The sequence below is a fragment of the Streptomyces sp. NPDC048172 genome, assembly GCF_043202595.1.
Classification (GTDB): domain Bacteria; phylum Actinomycetota; class Actinomycetes; order Streptomycetales; family Streptomycetaceae; genus Streptomyces.
Genome location: NZ_JBIDAT010000004.1, coordinates 279,603 through 294,451, shown reverse-complemented (window position 1 = coordinate 294,451; position 14,849 = coordinate 279,603). Strand labels below are relative to the sequence as shown.

10 protein-coding genes are annotated in these 14,849 nt (G+C 73.4%); 4 read left to right on the top strand and 6 right to left on the bottom strand.

Going from position 1 to position 14,849, the window contains the following annotated elements; translation table 11 throughout:
• Positions 1 to 21: 21 nt before the first annotated feature.
• Both ACGF3A_RS19075 and ACGF3A_RS19070 read right to left on the bottom strand, forming a co-directional pair.
• Positions 22 to 2,097: an FAD/NAD(P)-binding protein gene (locus tag ACGF3A_RS19075; protein ID WP_393731225.1), complete on the bottom strand. Its 2,076-nt coding sequence runs from the start codon at positions 2,095 to 2,097 to the stop codon at positions 22 to 24.
• On the bottom strand, positions 2,094 to 3,827 hold the full coding sequence (locus ACGF3A_RS19070; RefSeq protein WP_393731223.1) for a class I adenylate-forming enzyme family protein: 1,734 nt from the start codon (positions 3,825 to 3,827) through the stop codon (positions 2,094 to 2,096). Before ACGF3A_RS19070 ends, ACGF3A_RS19075 begins: the two co-directional genes overlap by 4 nt.
• A 146-nt stretch (positions 3,828 to 3,973) precedes the next feature.
• On the opposite strand from ACGF3A_RS19070, the gene ACGF3A_RS19065 reads away from it, so the two are divergent.
• Genes ACGF3A_RS19065 through ACGF3A_RS19055 form a run of 3 tightly spaced genes read left to right on the top strand, consistent with a single transcriptional unit; the run spans position 3,974 to position 8,121 of the window.
• Positions 3,974 to 6,229 carry an MMPL family transporter gene (locus tag ACGF3A_RS19065; protein ID WP_393731221.1) on the top strand — a complete coding sequence of 752 codons (2,256 nt, stop codon included), beginning with the start codon at positions 3,974 to 3,976 and terminating at the stop codon, positions 6,227 to 6,229.
• Positions 6,226 to 6,897, top strand: a complete 672-nt coding sequence (locus tag ACGF3A_RS19060; protein ID WP_393731219.1) for a hemerythrin domain-containing protein — start codon at positions 6,226 to 6,228, stop codon at positions 6,895 to 6,897. Before ACGF3A_RS19065 ends, ACGF3A_RS19060 begins: the two co-directional genes overlap by 4 nt.
• A 24-nt stretch (positions 6,898 to 6,921) precedes the next feature.
• A complete protein-coding gene (locus ACGF3A_RS19055) occupies positions 6,922 to 8,121 on the top strand; it encodes a cytochrome P450 (RefSeq protein WP_393731217.1) in 1,200 nt (399 codons plus the stop codon).
• A gap of 258 nt (positions 8,122 to 8,379) precedes the next feature.
• On the opposite strand, the gene ACGF3A_RS19050 is transcribed toward ACGF3A_RS19055, so the two are convergent.
• The 4 genes from ACGF3A_RS19050 to ACGF3A_RS19035 are packed head-to-tail and all read right to left on the bottom strand — an operon-like array spanning position 8,380 to position 12,688.
• Positions 8,380 to 9,624: an FAD-dependent oxidoreductase gene (locus ACGF3A_RS19050; RefSeq protein ID WP_393731215.1), complete on the bottom strand. Its 1,245-nt coding sequence runs from the start codon at positions 9,622 to 9,624 to the stop codon at positions 8,380 to 8,382.
• Positions 9,625 to 9,681: 57 nt separating this feature from the next.
• Positions 9,682 to 10,152 carry an SRPBCC family protein gene (locus tag ACGF3A_RS19045; RefSeq protein ID WP_393731213.1) on the bottom strand — a complete coding sequence of 157 codons (471 nt, stop codon included), beginning with the start codon at positions 10,150 to 10,152 and terminating at the stop codon, positions 9,682 to 9,684.
• A 5-nt stretch (positions 10,153 to 10,157) separates the two neighbouring features.
• Positions 10,158 to 11,357, bottom strand: a complete 1,200-nt coding sequence (locus ACGF3A_RS19040; RefSeq protein ID WP_393731211.1) for a cytochrome P450 — start codon at positions 11,355 to 11,357, stop codon at positions 10,158 to 10,160.
• On the bottom strand, positions 11,354 to 12,688 hold the full coding sequence (locus ACGF3A_RS19035) for an FAD-dependent oxidoreductase (protein WP_393731209.1): 1,335 nt from the start codon (positions 12,686 to 12,688) through the stop codon (positions 11,354 to 11,356). The genes ACGF3A_RS19040 and ACGF3A_RS19035 overlap by 4 nt, the downstream gene beginning before the upstream one ends.
• A 164-nt stretch (positions 12,689 to 12,852) precedes the next feature.
• On the opposite strand from ACGF3A_RS19035, the gene ACGF3A_RS19030 reads away from it, so the two are divergent.
• Positions 12,853 to 14,718, top strand: coding sequence for an HAD-IIIC family phosphatase (locus tag ACGF3A_RS19030; RefSeq protein WP_393731207.1), 1,866 nt, complete (start codon positions 12,853 to 12,855; stop codon positions 14,716 to 14,718).
• Positions 14,719 to 14,849 lie beyond the last annotated feature (131 nt).

Sequence of the window (14,849 nt, the reverse complement as noted above, 5' to 3'; positions counted from 1 at the left end):
GCTCATCGGACACGACGCGTCTCAACGTAGGGACGTATGCGTGTGCCTGGCAACTGCAAACGGGAAAGCGGGGGATTCGTCCGCCGGGGTCCCGTTCCCCTCCGGGCGTTCGCCGGAGAAGGCGAGGACCGCGCGCGCGAGGGCGTCGGCGTCGCACAGGGTCACGGAGTTCACGCCGGGCCGGATGCCCGCCGCCGTCGCCCAGTGCACGGACTCGGTGGGCACGCCGAAGACGAAGCGGCGCGGATGCGCGCGGCCCTCCGCGTCGAGCATGCGGTACGGGCGCGGGGTGACCGCGACGCCGCCCGTCTCGTAGCTGCCGTGCGGCCCGTTCAGCACGTGCGTACGGCACTCGCCGCGCACCAGCAGCCGTGTCAGCAGCGGGTCGGCGGTGTGCCGCAGGTCGATGCCGGGCAGCCGGGCCTCGATCAGCGCGCGGGTCTCCGCTCGGGCCCCCGGGATCTCGGCCGACTCGACGACGAAGCGGCCCGACTCCTCGTCCGTACGGGCCCGGGTGCCGGGGCCGAGCACCTCCAGGACGCCCGCCTCCAGCAGCGCGATGGCCTCCTCGATGCGCCGCGCGGGCGGCCCGATGGACAGATAGGCGTTGAGCGGCGTGTACCAGCCGTCCAGGTGCTCGCGGTGCGAGGGGCCCGTCAGGCCGCCGTGCTCGACCAGCTGCCGCACCTCGTTGCGCAGGTCGCGCAGCACGTCGAGGGCCGCCTTGACCGCGTCGTCGACGTTCCCGCCGCGCGCCGCCGCCACGTCCCGGCGCAGATGCTCCAGCAGCCAGGTCCGGAACTCGCCGGGCGAGCCGAAGCGGCGGCCCGCGTAGGGCGTCGCGATCCGCTGCCAGGACCAGCGCTCCTCGCGCGGGATGCCCAGCTCCCGCAGCAGCGCGAGCTGCGCCTTGCCGCGGTGCCGGATCCCGGGGTAGGCGGCGCGCACCCGGCGCGCGTCCGCTGGGCGGTCGGCGGCCTGGAGCAGCGCCGCGTAGTAGACCGTCTCGACCTCCTTGGCGATCAGCGGCCACAGGGCCTCGCGGAAGTCGAGACCGGCCTCGGCGCGGGCGCGTTCGCGCAGTTGGTCGATGACCTCGTCGGTGAGCACCAGCGGTACGTGGCGGCCGTGCGGGCCCTTCTGGTTGTCGCCGCGCGCGTGGAAGGGGATGCCGCGCCGCGAACCGGCGATCAGTCGCGGCTCCGCGCCGGAGCGTACGTACACCAGCCGCCCGTCCCGGCGGACGAACGAGCCGCCGCGCCCGGTCGTCAGCAGCGACAGCAGGTCGAAGAAGTTCAGCCCGAGGCCGAGCAGCGCGACCGGCTCTTCCGGCGGCAGCACGGTGGGGGACAGGTCGAGGTCCGCCGGGTTCGCGGGCGCGACGTAGCGCAGGCCGCGCGCGGCGGCGAAGCGCGCGTACTCCTCCTGGCGGCGGGTGCGGCGCAGCGGCAGATGGCCCTGCGCGAGGACCACCGCGTGCAGCCCGGCGAGCTCGGTGCCGTTCTCCAGGCGCAGCCGCTGGAGGCCGTGCGGCCCGTTCTCGCCGGGTATGCCCTCGCCGGGTACGTCCTCGCCGGGTACGTCCTCGTCGGTCAGCTCGACGGCCCGCGCGCGGTGCACGACGCAGCGCATCCGGTCCGGAGCGCCGTCGTGCACCCGGCGGAACGCCCACTCCAGGTAGTGCCCGTAGAAGGCACGCGTCGGATACGCGTCGGGGCCGAGCGTACGGGCCTCGGCCAGCACCTCCTCGCCGTACCGCACCCCGTCGAACGGGCCCATCAGGGACAGGAACCGCGCCCATTCGTAGAGGCTCGGGCCCGGCGTGACGGGGCCGACCAGCTCGACGCTGGCGTCGGTGAACACGGTCACCTGCGAGGCGACCGTGTTCATCAGCAGCTCGGCGGGCTGCTCGGTGCGCCACACCCGCCCGGCGCCCGGCGGGTGCGGGTCCACGAGGTGCACCGTCAGGCGCGGGCCCGCGGGGAAGAGCGCGGCGTTGGCCGCGAGCCGCTCCAGTACGGAGAGCCCGCGCGGACCGGCGCCGACGAGCGCGACGGTCAGCTCGGTCGGCTCGGTGAGGTCCGTCGGTTCCCTCACGACGGCTCGCCGCCCTCGCCCTCGGCCAGTTCGCGCAGGCGCCGCTTGAGGACCTTGCCCGTCACGCCCATCGGGATCCGGGAGAGCGGCACCACGCGCACGGCGCTCAGCGGCGGGCCGAGCCGCGCGTCGTCCACGAGCGTCGTCAGCTCGCGCTCCAGCCGCTCGCGCGCGCCGGGCTCCCACGCGGCGAGGTCGGCCTCCTCCAGCACGCCGCGCGGCGCCACCCACGCCTCGGCGCGGCCCAGCCCCGTCGCCGGGTCCGTGCCGGACCGGAAGACGGCCGCCTCCATGGCCCGGGGATGCGTCAGCAGCCGCTCCTCGAACGGCAGGGTCCGCAGCATCCCTCCCGGCGTGTGCACCGAGTCGGCCTCGCGGTCCAGGAAGACCAGGCGGCCCCGCGCGTCGATCCGGCCCACGTCGCCGCCCCACCACCAGCCGTCGATCCGGGACTCGGCCCAGCGGGTGTGGTTGTCCCAGTAGCCGTCGAAGCTGGAGCTGGAGCGGACCAGGATCCGGCCCGTACGCCCGCGCGGCACGTCCCGCCAGTGCTCGTCGACGATGCGCAGCCCGTACTGCGTCGGCATCGGTTTGCCCTGCACGCACGGCTCGGGCGCCGAGCCCGGCAGCCACACCTGGAGGATGCCGCCCGCGCCGATCTCGGTCGAGCCGTAGGAGTCCAGGAAGACGGAACCCCTGGGCCTGCCGGGGAGCTTCACGCTGCCGTAGCCCGTCAGCCGGGCGATGTGCGGGGCGTGCGCCTTGTCGGCGCCGACGCTCCACACCCGCATCGAGCTGAGGTCGTAGGCGTCCAGGTCCTCGGCCGCCATCCGCATGTAGAGGTGCGGGAACGCCATCACGTGCGAGATCCGGTCCCGCGCGATGGCGGCCAGCGCGGCGTGCGGGTCGTAGAGCGAGGTCGTGGAGACGCGGGCCCCGCACAGCATCATGCCGGTGGCCAGCGCGAACGCGATCTGGTGCGAGAAGGGCACCGCCAGCAGCGCCCGCGAGCCCGCGCCCAGCGGCAGCGTCGGGATCATCAGCTGCCAGATCCGGTGCGTGTTCCGGCGGCTCCAGATGCACAGCTTCGGCACGCCCGTGGTGCCCGAGGTGTGGAAGAGGCCGAGCGGGGTGTCGTGCCCGGTGCGGCGGCGCGGCGGGGCCGTGGCGGGGGCCCGCGTGACGGCGTCGACGAAGTCGGTGACGGCCGGGTGCTCCGCGCACCACTTCGCGGCCGTACGGACGGCGGGCTCGGCGGCTCCGCCCCCGTGGCCCACGCGCAGCACCGCCACCCCGTCGTCCAGCATGGGGCCCAGCTCCTCCTCGGCGCCGGGGGCGGCGAGCGTCTCCGTGTCGGTGAGCACGTACCGCACCCCGGCCAGCCGCGCCACGGCCGCCGTGTACGGCCAGCCGGTGGCCGCGTTGACGCTCACGGGGATCGCGCCCGCCGCGATGCACGCGTAGAGGTAGAGCAGATAGTCCGGGTGTTCGCGTTTGACGATCAGGACGCGGGTGTTGACCCCGACGCCCCGCGCACGCAGCGCGTGCGCCATGCGGTGGCCCAGCTCGCGCAGCTGCCCGCCGGTCAGCTCCGGGGTGCCGTAGCCGGGATACTCCAGCGGCTCCGGCGGCACCAGCAGCGGCCTGTCCGCGTGGTCGGCGCCGAACCGGTGGAGGACACGCGTGGCGTCGACCGAGAAGAGGGTCCGGGCGCGGGTGAGAGGTGACATTTCAGAGCCCTCCAGGAGTGCGAGCAGGCTCCCACTGGAACGGCTCGCGCTAGAGAACTCCTCGGGCCCCGTCGGGCTCCGGGGCGGGCGTACGGCGCCGCTTCCGCTTGAGCCGTCCTCTAGTCGGCGCCACGACAATGCGGGGCATGCTCGCATCCTTAGGCACCGTGCTTCACCGCCGACGGCGAATCGCCCTCTTGCTGCTGACGCTTGCCGCTCTGCTCGCGGGCGCGGTGGGTGCCACCGTGAACAGCGCGCTCACCAACGGCCGCGCCGACTACTACGATCCCCACGGGGAGAACCTGGTCGCCAGGGACATCATCCAGGACGCCACCGGCGTCGACTCCCTGCGCGGCTACGCGCTGCTCATCCATACCAGCACGCCCTTGAAGGCCGGTGACCCGCGCCCCGAGGCGGTGCGCGCCGCGGAGAAGCTGCTGCGCTCCCGCTCCGAGGTCAAGCAGGTCGTCGACTACGCGGATCCCGCGGGCAAGGGCCTGATCGCGCGCGACGGCGGAAGCACCGTCGTGATCGGCAACGTCGGCTCCATGGAGGAGAAGGCGACCATCGACGCCGAGCGTGAGCTGCAGAAGGCGATCGACGCCGATCCCGCGCTCCGCGACCGTACGCTGCTGGGCGGGCCCACACCCGGCCAGGTGCAGGTCGCCGACGTCTCCAACAAGGACCTGGCGATGGCCGAGGGCCTCGCCACCCCCGTCATCCTCATCCTGCTCTTCCTGGTCTTCCGCGGCGTCGTCGCGGCCTGCGTGCCGGTCGTCGGCGCGCTGCTCTCGCTGCTGCTGACGCTGGCCGGACTGCGCATCGCCACCGAGGCCATGCAGGTCTCCAGCGGGTCCCTGAACCTCGCGTTCGCGCTCAGCCTCGGCCTGTCCATCGACTTCGGGCTGCTCATCGTCTCCCGCTACCGGGAGGAGATCGCCGCCACCGGGGCCGGGGTCGCCGCGCTGCGCCGCACGCTGGCCACCGCGGGCCGCACCGTCTTCTTCAGCGCGCTGACCGTCGCCGCCGCGCTCGCCGCGCTGATGGTCTTCCCGCACCCGTACCTGCGCTCCATGGGCCTCGCCGGAGTGATCACCGTCGCGGCGTCCGCGCTCTTCGCGCTCGTCGGACTGCCCGCGATGCTCGCCGCGCTCGGGCAGCGCGTCAACGCGCTGTCCCCCAAGCGCTGGCAGCGCAAGGAAGCCAACAAGGACGCGGCCGGCAAGCGCTGGAGCGCCATCGCCTCCGCCGTGATGCGCCGCCCCGCGGTCGTCGCCGTCGGCGCCGCCGCCGTGCTGCTGCTGATCGCCGCGCCCGTCACCGGCATCCGCTTCACCGGGGTCGACGCCACCACGCTGCCCAAGGACGTCAGCGCCGGGCAGCTCGCGCACGAGCTGGAGCGCGACTACACCGAGCCGACGACCTCGCCGCTCCAGATCGTCCTCGACACCCGGGGCGACCAGGGGCTGGCCGCGTACGCCGAGCGCGTCGCGGCGGTCGACGGCGTCCGGACGGTCGCCGAGCCCAAGCGCCTGGACGCCGGGCACTGGGAGATCGACGCCGTGCTCCAGGGCGACCCGCTGGGCGACACCGCGAAGAACGCGGCGACCGACGTGCAGGCGCTCGACGCACCGCACAAGGCCCGCTACACGGGCGTCACCGCGGACTTCCTGGAACAGCGCGACTCGATCGCCGACAAGCTGCCGCTGGCGCTGACCGTGCTCGTCGTCGTCACCCTGCTGCTGCTCTTCGCGTTCTCCGGCTCGCTGGTGCTGCCCGTCAAGGCCCTGGTGATGAACGCGCTCACGACCATGGCCGCCTTCGGATTCCTCGTCTGGGCCTTCCAGGACGGCAATCTGGGCTTCGCCGCGCAGCCGGGCGTCGAAGTGACCACGCCGGTCGTCGTCTTCGCGCTGGCCTTCGGCCTGTCCACCGACTACAACGTCTTCCTCCTCGGCCGTATCAAGGAGGCGCGGGCGAGCCTCGGCGACGACCGCGCCGCCGTCAAGGAGGGGCTGGCCCGCACGGGCGCCATCGTGACCTCGGCCGCGATCCTCTTCAGCGTCGCGCTCGGCGCGCTCGCCCTCTCCCGGCTGGTGTTCATCCAGGAGCTGGGCCTCGGCGCGACGTTCGCCGTGCTCGTCGACGCCACGCTCGTACGGGCGCTGCTCGTACCGTCCCTGATGGCCCTCATGGGCGGCGCCAACTGGTGGCTGCCCGGACCGCTGCGGCGGCTCCACACCGCGCTGCGGCTGGACAAGATGGAGAGCGAGGCGCCGCCGCCGGAGCGTCCCGCGCGGGACCCGGATGACGACGGTGAGCGCGCCGCCGCGGCCGATGCCGACGCCGACGCCGATGCCGACGCCGACGAGCCCGGAAAACCGGAGGTGTCCGTCCGATGAGTGAGGCACGCGAGAGCGGGGCAGCGCAGGTCAACACCACCGACCTGGTCCTCGCGCACCGGCTCTTCCGCAAGGAGTTCGCCGCCGTGCCGGGCCTGGTGCGCCGCGTCCCCGCCGGGGACAAGGCCCGCGCCGGCACGGTCGGCGCCCACCTGGCAGGGCTGCTGCACATGCTCGACGACCACCACAAGGCCGAGGACGAGATCGTCTGGCCCCGGCTGAACTCCGACACCGACGTGCCGCCCACCACCATGCGCCGCATGGAGGAGCAGCACGAGCGGATCGCCGAGGACCTGGAGGAGATCGAGCGCCTGCTGCCCGTGTGGCGCGAGTCGGCCGCACCCGAGGCGGGCGACCGGCTCGCGGCCGCGGTCGCCACGATGACGCCCGCGCTGGCCGAGCACCTGGACGACGAGGAGAAGCTCGTCCTCCCGCTGGTGCACGGCCGGTTCACCCAGCGCGAGTGGGACCGGCTCAGCGAACGCGGCCGGGACGCGGTGCCCAAGAACAAGCAGATCTACATGCTCGGCGAACTCCTCGCCTCCGCCGACGACCAGCAGCGCGCCGACTACATGCGCCGGCTGCCGCCGCCGGTCCGGCTCCTGTGGCCGGTCGTGGGCCGCCTCGTCCACCGCCGCCAGTACCGGGCGCTGCACGGCGCCGCCTGACCCGCACCTTCAGAGGGAGACCGCGTGACCGAGCCCGAGCTGAGCTATCCGTTCCACCGCCCCTCCGCCGTGGAGGTCCCGCCCACGTACGAGAAGCTGCGGGCCACGTGCCCCGTCGCCCACGTCCGGCTGCCCAGCGGCGACGAGGGCTATGTCGCCAGCCGCTACGAGGACGTGCGTACCGTCCTGGCCGACACCCGCTTCAGCCGGGCCGCCACCGTGGCGCCCGGCGCGCCCCAGCTCTCCAGGAACCCGCCCATGGCGGGCGGCCTGTTCACCATGGACCCGCCCGAGCACACGCGGCTGCGCAAGCTGGTCTCGCGGGAGTTCACCGCGCGCCGCGTGCAGAACATGCGGCCCCGCATCCAGGAGCTGACCGACGGGCTGCTCGACGGGATGGAGAAGGCCTCCCCGCCCGCCGACCTCAACACCCTGCTGGCCTTCCCGCTGCCCGTCATGGTCATCTGCGAACTGCTGGGCGTCCCCTTCGAGGACCGCGACCGCTTCCGCGACTGGTCCGACGCGTTCGTCTCGCTCACCTCGCACACGCCCGAGGAGGTCGCCTCCCGCCGCGCGGAGATGGTCTCCTACCTCGGCGCGCTGATCCAGCGCAAACGGGAGGAGCCCGCCGACGACCTGATGAGCGCCCTCGTCGTCGCCAGCGACGAACAGGGCCGGCTCTCCGAGCCCGAGCTCATCACGATGGGCATCACGCTCCTCGTCGCCGGGCACGAGACGACCGTCAGCATGATCGGCACCAGTGTGCTGACCCTGCTGCGCCACCCGGAGCACCTCGCGGCGCTCCGGGAGCGGCCCGAGGCGATGGAGCACGCCGTCGAGGAGCTGCTCCGGATCAATCCCATCGGGGACGGCGGTCCCCTGCGGGTCACCCTGGAGGACGTGACCGTCGGCGACACGTTCATCCCCCGGGGGAGCGCCGTGCTCGCCGCGATCTGCTCCGCGAACCGTGACGAGTCCGTCTTCACCGAGCTTCCGCCGGACGTCTTCGCCCCGGCGCGCCCCTCGGCCACGTCCCAGCTCGCCTTCGGGCATGGCGCCCACTTCTGCCTGGGGGCCGCGCTTGCTCGTGCCGAGCTCCAGATCGTGCTCTCGTCGTTGCTGGCCCGCTTCCCCGGACTGCGCCTCGCCGAGGACGTGTCCGCACTCCGGATGACGACCGGAATGATGGTCCATGCCTTGGAGAGGCTGCCGGTGAGTTGGTAGGCCCCCAGCACGTATGGCCCCGGCCTCTCTTGGCCGGGGCCGTTGCCTTGCGTGCCGGGCAGAGGCTGCCCCTGCCCGTGCGTCGCGGACTGCCGGTGCGTCGTGCCCGCTCGCGCAGTTCCCCGCGCCCCTTACGGGGCGCCCCGAACGGCGGGGCGCCCCGAAGCGCGCCCCGGAGGGGCGGCTTCAGGGGCGCGGGGAACTGCGCGACAAGCCACGACGCACCCGCAGACTGCGAACTACGGAGAGGGGCAGCCCCTACGCAGCAGCCACCGGCACTCGGTGCGGGCCAGGCTTCTGCAACTGGAAGTAGGCGCGGGCCAACACGCGCTGGGTCAGACGAGGACTGCGCCCCACGGAGGTGTAGAGGGCACGGCGGAAGGCACCGCCAATCGGCTCGCTCAGGGCGAAGAGGCGTTCTTGCCGGAGCTGGAGCGAGCGGGATTTGCGGATCGAGCCCTCTCGCGCGGACTGGAATTCGCGCGAGGCCCGCAGGAGCGGAGCCGTACCGCCGCCCTCCTCGAAGGCACCCCGCACCAGCGGAGCCAGCGTCACCGCGTCGATGATGGCGTGGTTGACGCCCTGGCCCAGGATCGGGGTGAGGGTGTGCGCGGCGTCGCCGATGAGCACCAGGCCCGGGATCGACCAGCGCGGGGCCGTCGTCGTGAAGATGTCCAGCATGGAGGTGTCGGACCAGGCGCGGACGTTCTCGCGTACGGCCGTGGAGAGTTCGGGCGCCAGCGTGTCCAGCCGCTCGTACAGCGCGTCGAGGCCCTGGGAGCGCAGCTCGCGCAGGCCGCCCTTGCGGATGTTGAAGCCCACGCGCACGCTGTCGGGCCGGGTCGGGATGAACAGCCCGTGCTGGTCGCCCGCGATGCGGATCCGGTACGTACGGTCGTCCCACTCGGTGGGGAACGGGAGCTTGAGCCACACCACGTCCCGCTCCAGCGGCGCCTTGCTGTACGGCAGCCCGGACATCTCGCGGATCTTGCTGAAGCGCCCGTCCGCGGCGACCGTGAGCGCGGCCCGCACGGTGACCTCGCCCTCGCGCGTCCGCGCGCGTACGCCCGTGACCCGGCCGTCCCCGCCGCGCAGCAGCTCCGTCGCGGTGGCCCGCTGGAGCAGCGTGAAGCCGTCCAGTCGTGCGCCTTCCTCGGCGAGTGCCGTCAGCAGCGCGGGCTGCGGCATCTCGACCGGGTACGGATAGGGGTAGCGGAACGTCGAGAAGTCGGCGCGCAGCACGGTGCGGCCCGCGTCCTGGATCTCCATGCGCCGCATCTGCTGGTAGTCGTCGGTCAGCCGTTCCAGCAGGCCGAGCCGGTCCAGGAGCCAGACCGAGTCGGGGGAGACCGACTCGCCGCGGAACGAGCGGTCGAAGCGCGCGCTCTGCTCCAGCACGACGACCCGCACCGAGCGGCGCGCGAGTTCCAGCGCGAGCGTCAGCCCCGCCGGGCCGCCGCCGACCACGCAGACTTGTGTCTCCAGATCCTCACCGTCGTGCATCGTCCCCCGCCTCTCACTCTTGGATGTGCTTGGGCGGGTCCACGGTCGCGCCGGGGACTAAAGGACGCGTTGCGGCTCGGTACGGGACTTGAGCGCGGTGTTCAGCTGGGCGAAGCCCCGTTCGGTGGCCGTGATGACGGAGCGGAGCACCGGCACCAGGGCGCCGGAGAAGTCCTCGCTCTGGAGCACGTCCGTGCCCCCGGCGCGGGGCGTCAGCACGAAGGAGTGCACGCCGTCGAAGATCCCCGGCATCCCGAACCGGCCCCGCCAGCGCAGCAGCCGGCCCCGCTCGGCGGCGAGCACCGTGGGGCGGAAGACCATTTCCATGCCGCCGTCCGGCAGCCGGAAGAGCAGCTTCAGCCGCGTCCCCGGCTCCGGGCGCCCCGCGGCCTCCACGAGGAACGGGTTCCACTCGTGGAAGCGCGCGAAGTCGGCGAGCACGTCCCACACCTGCTCGGGCGGCGCGGCGACATGGATGCCGCTGGCGATCCGCCGCGAGAAGAACGCCGGTACACCCCTCGTCGTCATGCCCCTCACCACGCCACCGGCAGTGAGGTGATGCCGTGCACCAGCATCCCCTCGGGCCTGCGCAGTTCCTCGACGGGCACCGCGAGGCGCAGCGTCGGGAACCGGGCGATCAGCGAGCCGATCGCGATCTGGAGCTCCAGCCGCGCGAGGCCCGAGCCCAGGCAGTAGTGCGGGCCGTGGCTGAACGCGAAGTGCGGGTTCGTCGGCCGGTCGAAGTCGACCTCGTCCGGGCGCTCGAACTGGCGGCCGTCCCGGTTCGCCGAGCTGAGCCCCGCCAGCACGGCGCTGCCCGCGGGGACCGTGACGCCGCCGCTCAGCTCCACGTCCTCGGTCGTGATGCGCAGCAGCGCCTCGTCGCCCGGCGGGTGCAGCCGCAGCAGCTCCTCGACCGCGTTGCCGAGCAGCTCCGGCTCGCGGCGCAGCCGCTCCAGGTGCTCGGGGTGGGTCAGCAGGGAGACCACGCTGTTCGCGATCTGGTTGACGGTCGTCTCGTGGCCCGCGACGAGCAGGGAGATGCCGAGGAAGATCAGCTCCTCCTCCTGGAGGCGGTCCTCGTCCTCGTCGTGGATCGAGACCAGCGCCGAGAGCAGGTCCTCGCCCGGGTCCTCGCGCTTGGCGGCGACCAGCTCCGCCAGATAGTTCCGCAGGCCCGCCTGCGCCGCCAGCATCTCCTCCTTCGTACGGGAGGTCGTCGCCAGGAAGACGCTCGACCAGGCGCCGAACTGCTCGCGGTCCTCGAACGGCACGCCGAGCAGCTCGCAGATCACGGTCACCGGCAGCGGGAACGCCAGCGCGGGCACCAGGTCGACGGGCGGGCTCTGCCGCTCCATCGCGTCCAGCAGCGCGTCCGTGTGCTCCTGCACGCGCGGCCGCAGCGCCGCCACCCGCCGCGCGGTGAACTCGCGCGACACCAGCTTGCGCACCCGCGTGTGCTCGGGCGGGTCCATGTTCAGCAGGCTCTTGAAGCGCTGCGGGGCCGCCGCGAGCCGGGGCGCGCCCTCCTCCAGCGTCGCCGCGCGGCTGAAGCGGGGGTCGGACAGCGCGGTGCGTACGTCCTCGTACGAGGTCAGCAGGTACGCCGAGTCCCCGCTGGGCATCCGGACCTCGGCCACCGGGCACTGCTCGCGCAGCTTCGCGTACATCGGGCACTGCTCAAGGCCGGGCGCCCGCTCGAAGGGGTAGGGGAGCACGCCGTCGTCCGTCATCGTCGCGTTCCTTTCGCGGAGTCGGAGCCGGAGTTGGAGCCGGATTCGGATTCGGAGGGGAGGGGGAGCACGGCGGGCACGGGCGCGGTCTCCACGGCCCGGGAGCCGCTCGCGGCGGCCTCCTGGAGGGGGTAGTAGACGCCCGAGAGCACCTTCCGCTTCAGCCGGGAGCTGCCGTTCACCAGCCGGTAGCCGGTGCGGCGCAGCAGCGAGGGCAGCGGCCCCGAGAGCGCGAAGGCCCGCTCCTGGCGCAGCTGGACGAGCCGCGCGTGGTCCACGGCGGCCTGCCGTCCGCGCTGGAAGGTCTCCCCGGCCCGGTCGAGCGCGGCGCGCTCGTCGCCCGCGTCGCCCGCGTCGCTCGCCTCGGCGAGCAGCCCGGCCAGCACGACCGCGTCGGTGATCGCGTGGTTGACGCCCTGCCCCAGCACGGGGGTGAGGGTGTGCGCGGCGTCGCCGATGAGCACCAGGCCCGGCGCCGACCAGCGCGGGACGACCGTGGTGAAGATGTCCAGCATCGAGGTGTCCGACCAGCGCGTGACGGATTCCCGTACGCCCTCGGACACCTCGGGCGCCAGTTCGTCGATACGGGCGTGCAGCGCGGGCAGCCCCTCCTTGCGCAGCTCCCGCAGCCCGCCCTTGGGGATGTTGAAGCCGATCCGGATCAGGTCGGGGACCGTGGGGATGAAGAGCCCGTGCCGGTCCTCCACGATCCGTACGCGGTAGGTGTGCGCGTCCCACACCTCGGGGCGCGGCACCTTGAACCAGACGAAGTCCCGCTCCAGCGGCGTCTTCTCGTACGGCAGCTCCGCCATCTCGCGGACCTTGCTGAACCGGCCGTCGGCGCCCACCGTCACGGCGGCGCGCACGTCCAGTTCGCCGTCCGGGCCCTTGCAGCGGACGCCCGTCACCCGGCCGTCGGCCGCGCGCAGCAGCCCTGTGGCCGTGGCCTTGCGCAGCAGCCGGAAGCCGCGCAGCGCCTGGCCCTGCTCGGCGAGCGCCGCGAGCATCACCGGCTGCGGCAGCTCCATCGGGTACGGGCTCGGCAGGTCGAAGTCGCCGAACTCGGCGGCCAGCACCGTCCTGCCGCGCTCTCCGATCTCCAGGCGGCGCGTCTCCAGGGTGCTGCCGCGCACCTGCTCCAGCACGCCCATCCGCTGCAGCAGCCACACCGAGTCCGGCGAGATCGACTCCCCGCGGAACGAGCGGTCGAACCGCCCGCTCTGCTCGACCACCGTGACGTCGACGGACCGCCTCGCCAGCTCAAGAGCGAGAGCGAGCCCCGCGGGTCCCCCTCCCACGACGCAGACCTGCGATTCCAGGGATTCCTCCATCGCCCTGCCTCTCCGTCCTCCGGGGAAAGTGGGGAAAGTACGGTGCGACGAAGGTCACGGCGGGCGCTAAAGCCCGGGTTGCGCAAGCGGCCCTTAAGCCCCCGCGGTGACGCTGCCCGGTGTCCACCGACACCACCCCCGCCGTCAGGAGTGAGGACGACACCGTGGCAGCACCTGCTTTGGAGCGGCTGAGGGAGCTCCACACCACCGGAAAGCTCGCCGTCGAGTACCCCGCGGTGCCGGGACTCCTGGCGGAGCTGGACCCAGCCGACCTGGCCCGCGCCGGACGCCTGCTCGCGCGCGTACCCGTCGAGGAGATCGAGGAACGGCACCCCGGCACCGTCCCCCTCACCGCCGCCGTCACGGGACACGGCACCCTCGACGGGCTGACCGCGCCGCTCACCGCGCAGCTCGCCCGGCACGGCATCCCCCTGCGCGCCACCGTCGGCGACCACGACGCGTGGCTGCGCGAGCTGCGCGACACGGGCAGCGCGCTCTACGCCGACGGCACCGAACTCGCCCTGTGCGTGCTCGACGCCGACGTGGTCTTCGGCGAACTCCCCGTCCCCTGGCGGGTGGAGGACGTAACGGAGGCCACGACCGCCAAACTGGAGCTGCTGGGCCACCTGGCCGCGCAGCACGCCACCCACGCGCCGGGCACGCTGGTCCTCAACACCCTGCCGCTGCTGCGCTTCCACACCGCGCAGCTCGCCGACCACCGCTCGCGCGCCGAACTCGGCGTCGTCTGGCGGGAGTTCAACGCGGGCCTGCTGCGGCTCACGACCCACCACCCCCGGCTGCACGTCGTCGACCTCGACCCCCTGATCGCCGAGGGCGGCCCGGTCCGCGACACCCGCCTCGCCGCCTACGCCAAGGTCCAGCTCGGCGAGGAGCTCCTCGGCCGCTACGCCCGCGAGATCGGCCACCTCGCCCGCACCCTGCGCGGCCGTACGAAGAAGGTCCTCGCGGTCGACCTCGACAACACCCTGTGGGACGGCATCCTCGGCGACGACGGCCCCGAGGGCATCGCGGCGGCGACGACGTACCGGGGCGAGGCGTTCCGCACGTTCCAGCGCGTCGTCAAGCAGCTGGGGGCGCAGGGCGTGCTGCTGACGGCCTGCAGCAAGAACGACGAGGCTCCGGTGCGCGAGGTTCTCCGGTCCCACCCGGACATGGTCCTGAAGGAGGACGACTTCGTCCGCGTCACCGCCAACTGGCAGCCCAAGGACGGCAACCTCCGGGACCAGGCGGACCGCCTCAACCTCGGCGTCGACAGCTTCGTCTTCGCCGACGACTCGCCCTTCGAACGCGGCCTGGTCGCCGGGAGCCTCCCCGAGGTCGCGGTGGTCCCGTTGGACGAGGAACCGGCGCTCCACGCCGAACGGCTCCTCGCCGACGGCTGGTTCGACGTCCGCGAGCTCACGGCGGAGGACCGGCTGCGCGCCGGGCAGTACCGCTCCGACGCCGAGCGGGCCGACCTGCGGGAGAACACGGGCTCGATGGAGGAGTACCTGCGCGGCCTCGACGTCCGCGTCGAGTTCTCGCCCGCGCGGGACCACGAGGTCGCGCGCCTCGCGCAGATCACGCTCCGCACCAACCAGTTCAACCTCACCACGCGGAGGCTGCAGCAGACCGACGTCCAGCGCGTCCGCGAAACGGACGGTTCACAGGCCCTCGCGATCCGCGCCCGCGACCGCTTCGGGGACAACGGCGTGGTGGGCGCGGTCTTCGTCCGCTGGACGGAGGGGGCGCTGTGGATCGACAACGCCCTGCTGAGCTGCCGCGTCTTCGCGCGCGGCATCGAGGACGCGGCCCTGTCCGCGCTGCTCCGTCACGCGAAGGAGTCGGGCGCGCGGTGCGCGCACGCCGAATACCGCCCCACCGCCAAGAACACCCGCTACCGCGACTTCTGGCCCACGCAGGGCTTCGCCCTGACGGAGGAGAGCCCGGACGGCACCCTGACGTTCACCCACGAGCTGGCCGCGCTGCCGCCGATCCCGGAACACGTCACGCTGACGGCCGAGTTCTGACCAGCTTCCGGAGAGGCGCCTGGTGCGGGCTCATTCCCCTGCCCCGCCCCTTCCCGAAACCGGGGGCTCCGCCCCCGGGCCCCCGGGAGGGGGGGCGGGGCCGAGCCCGTCCGTCGCCCCGGGGCGCCCCG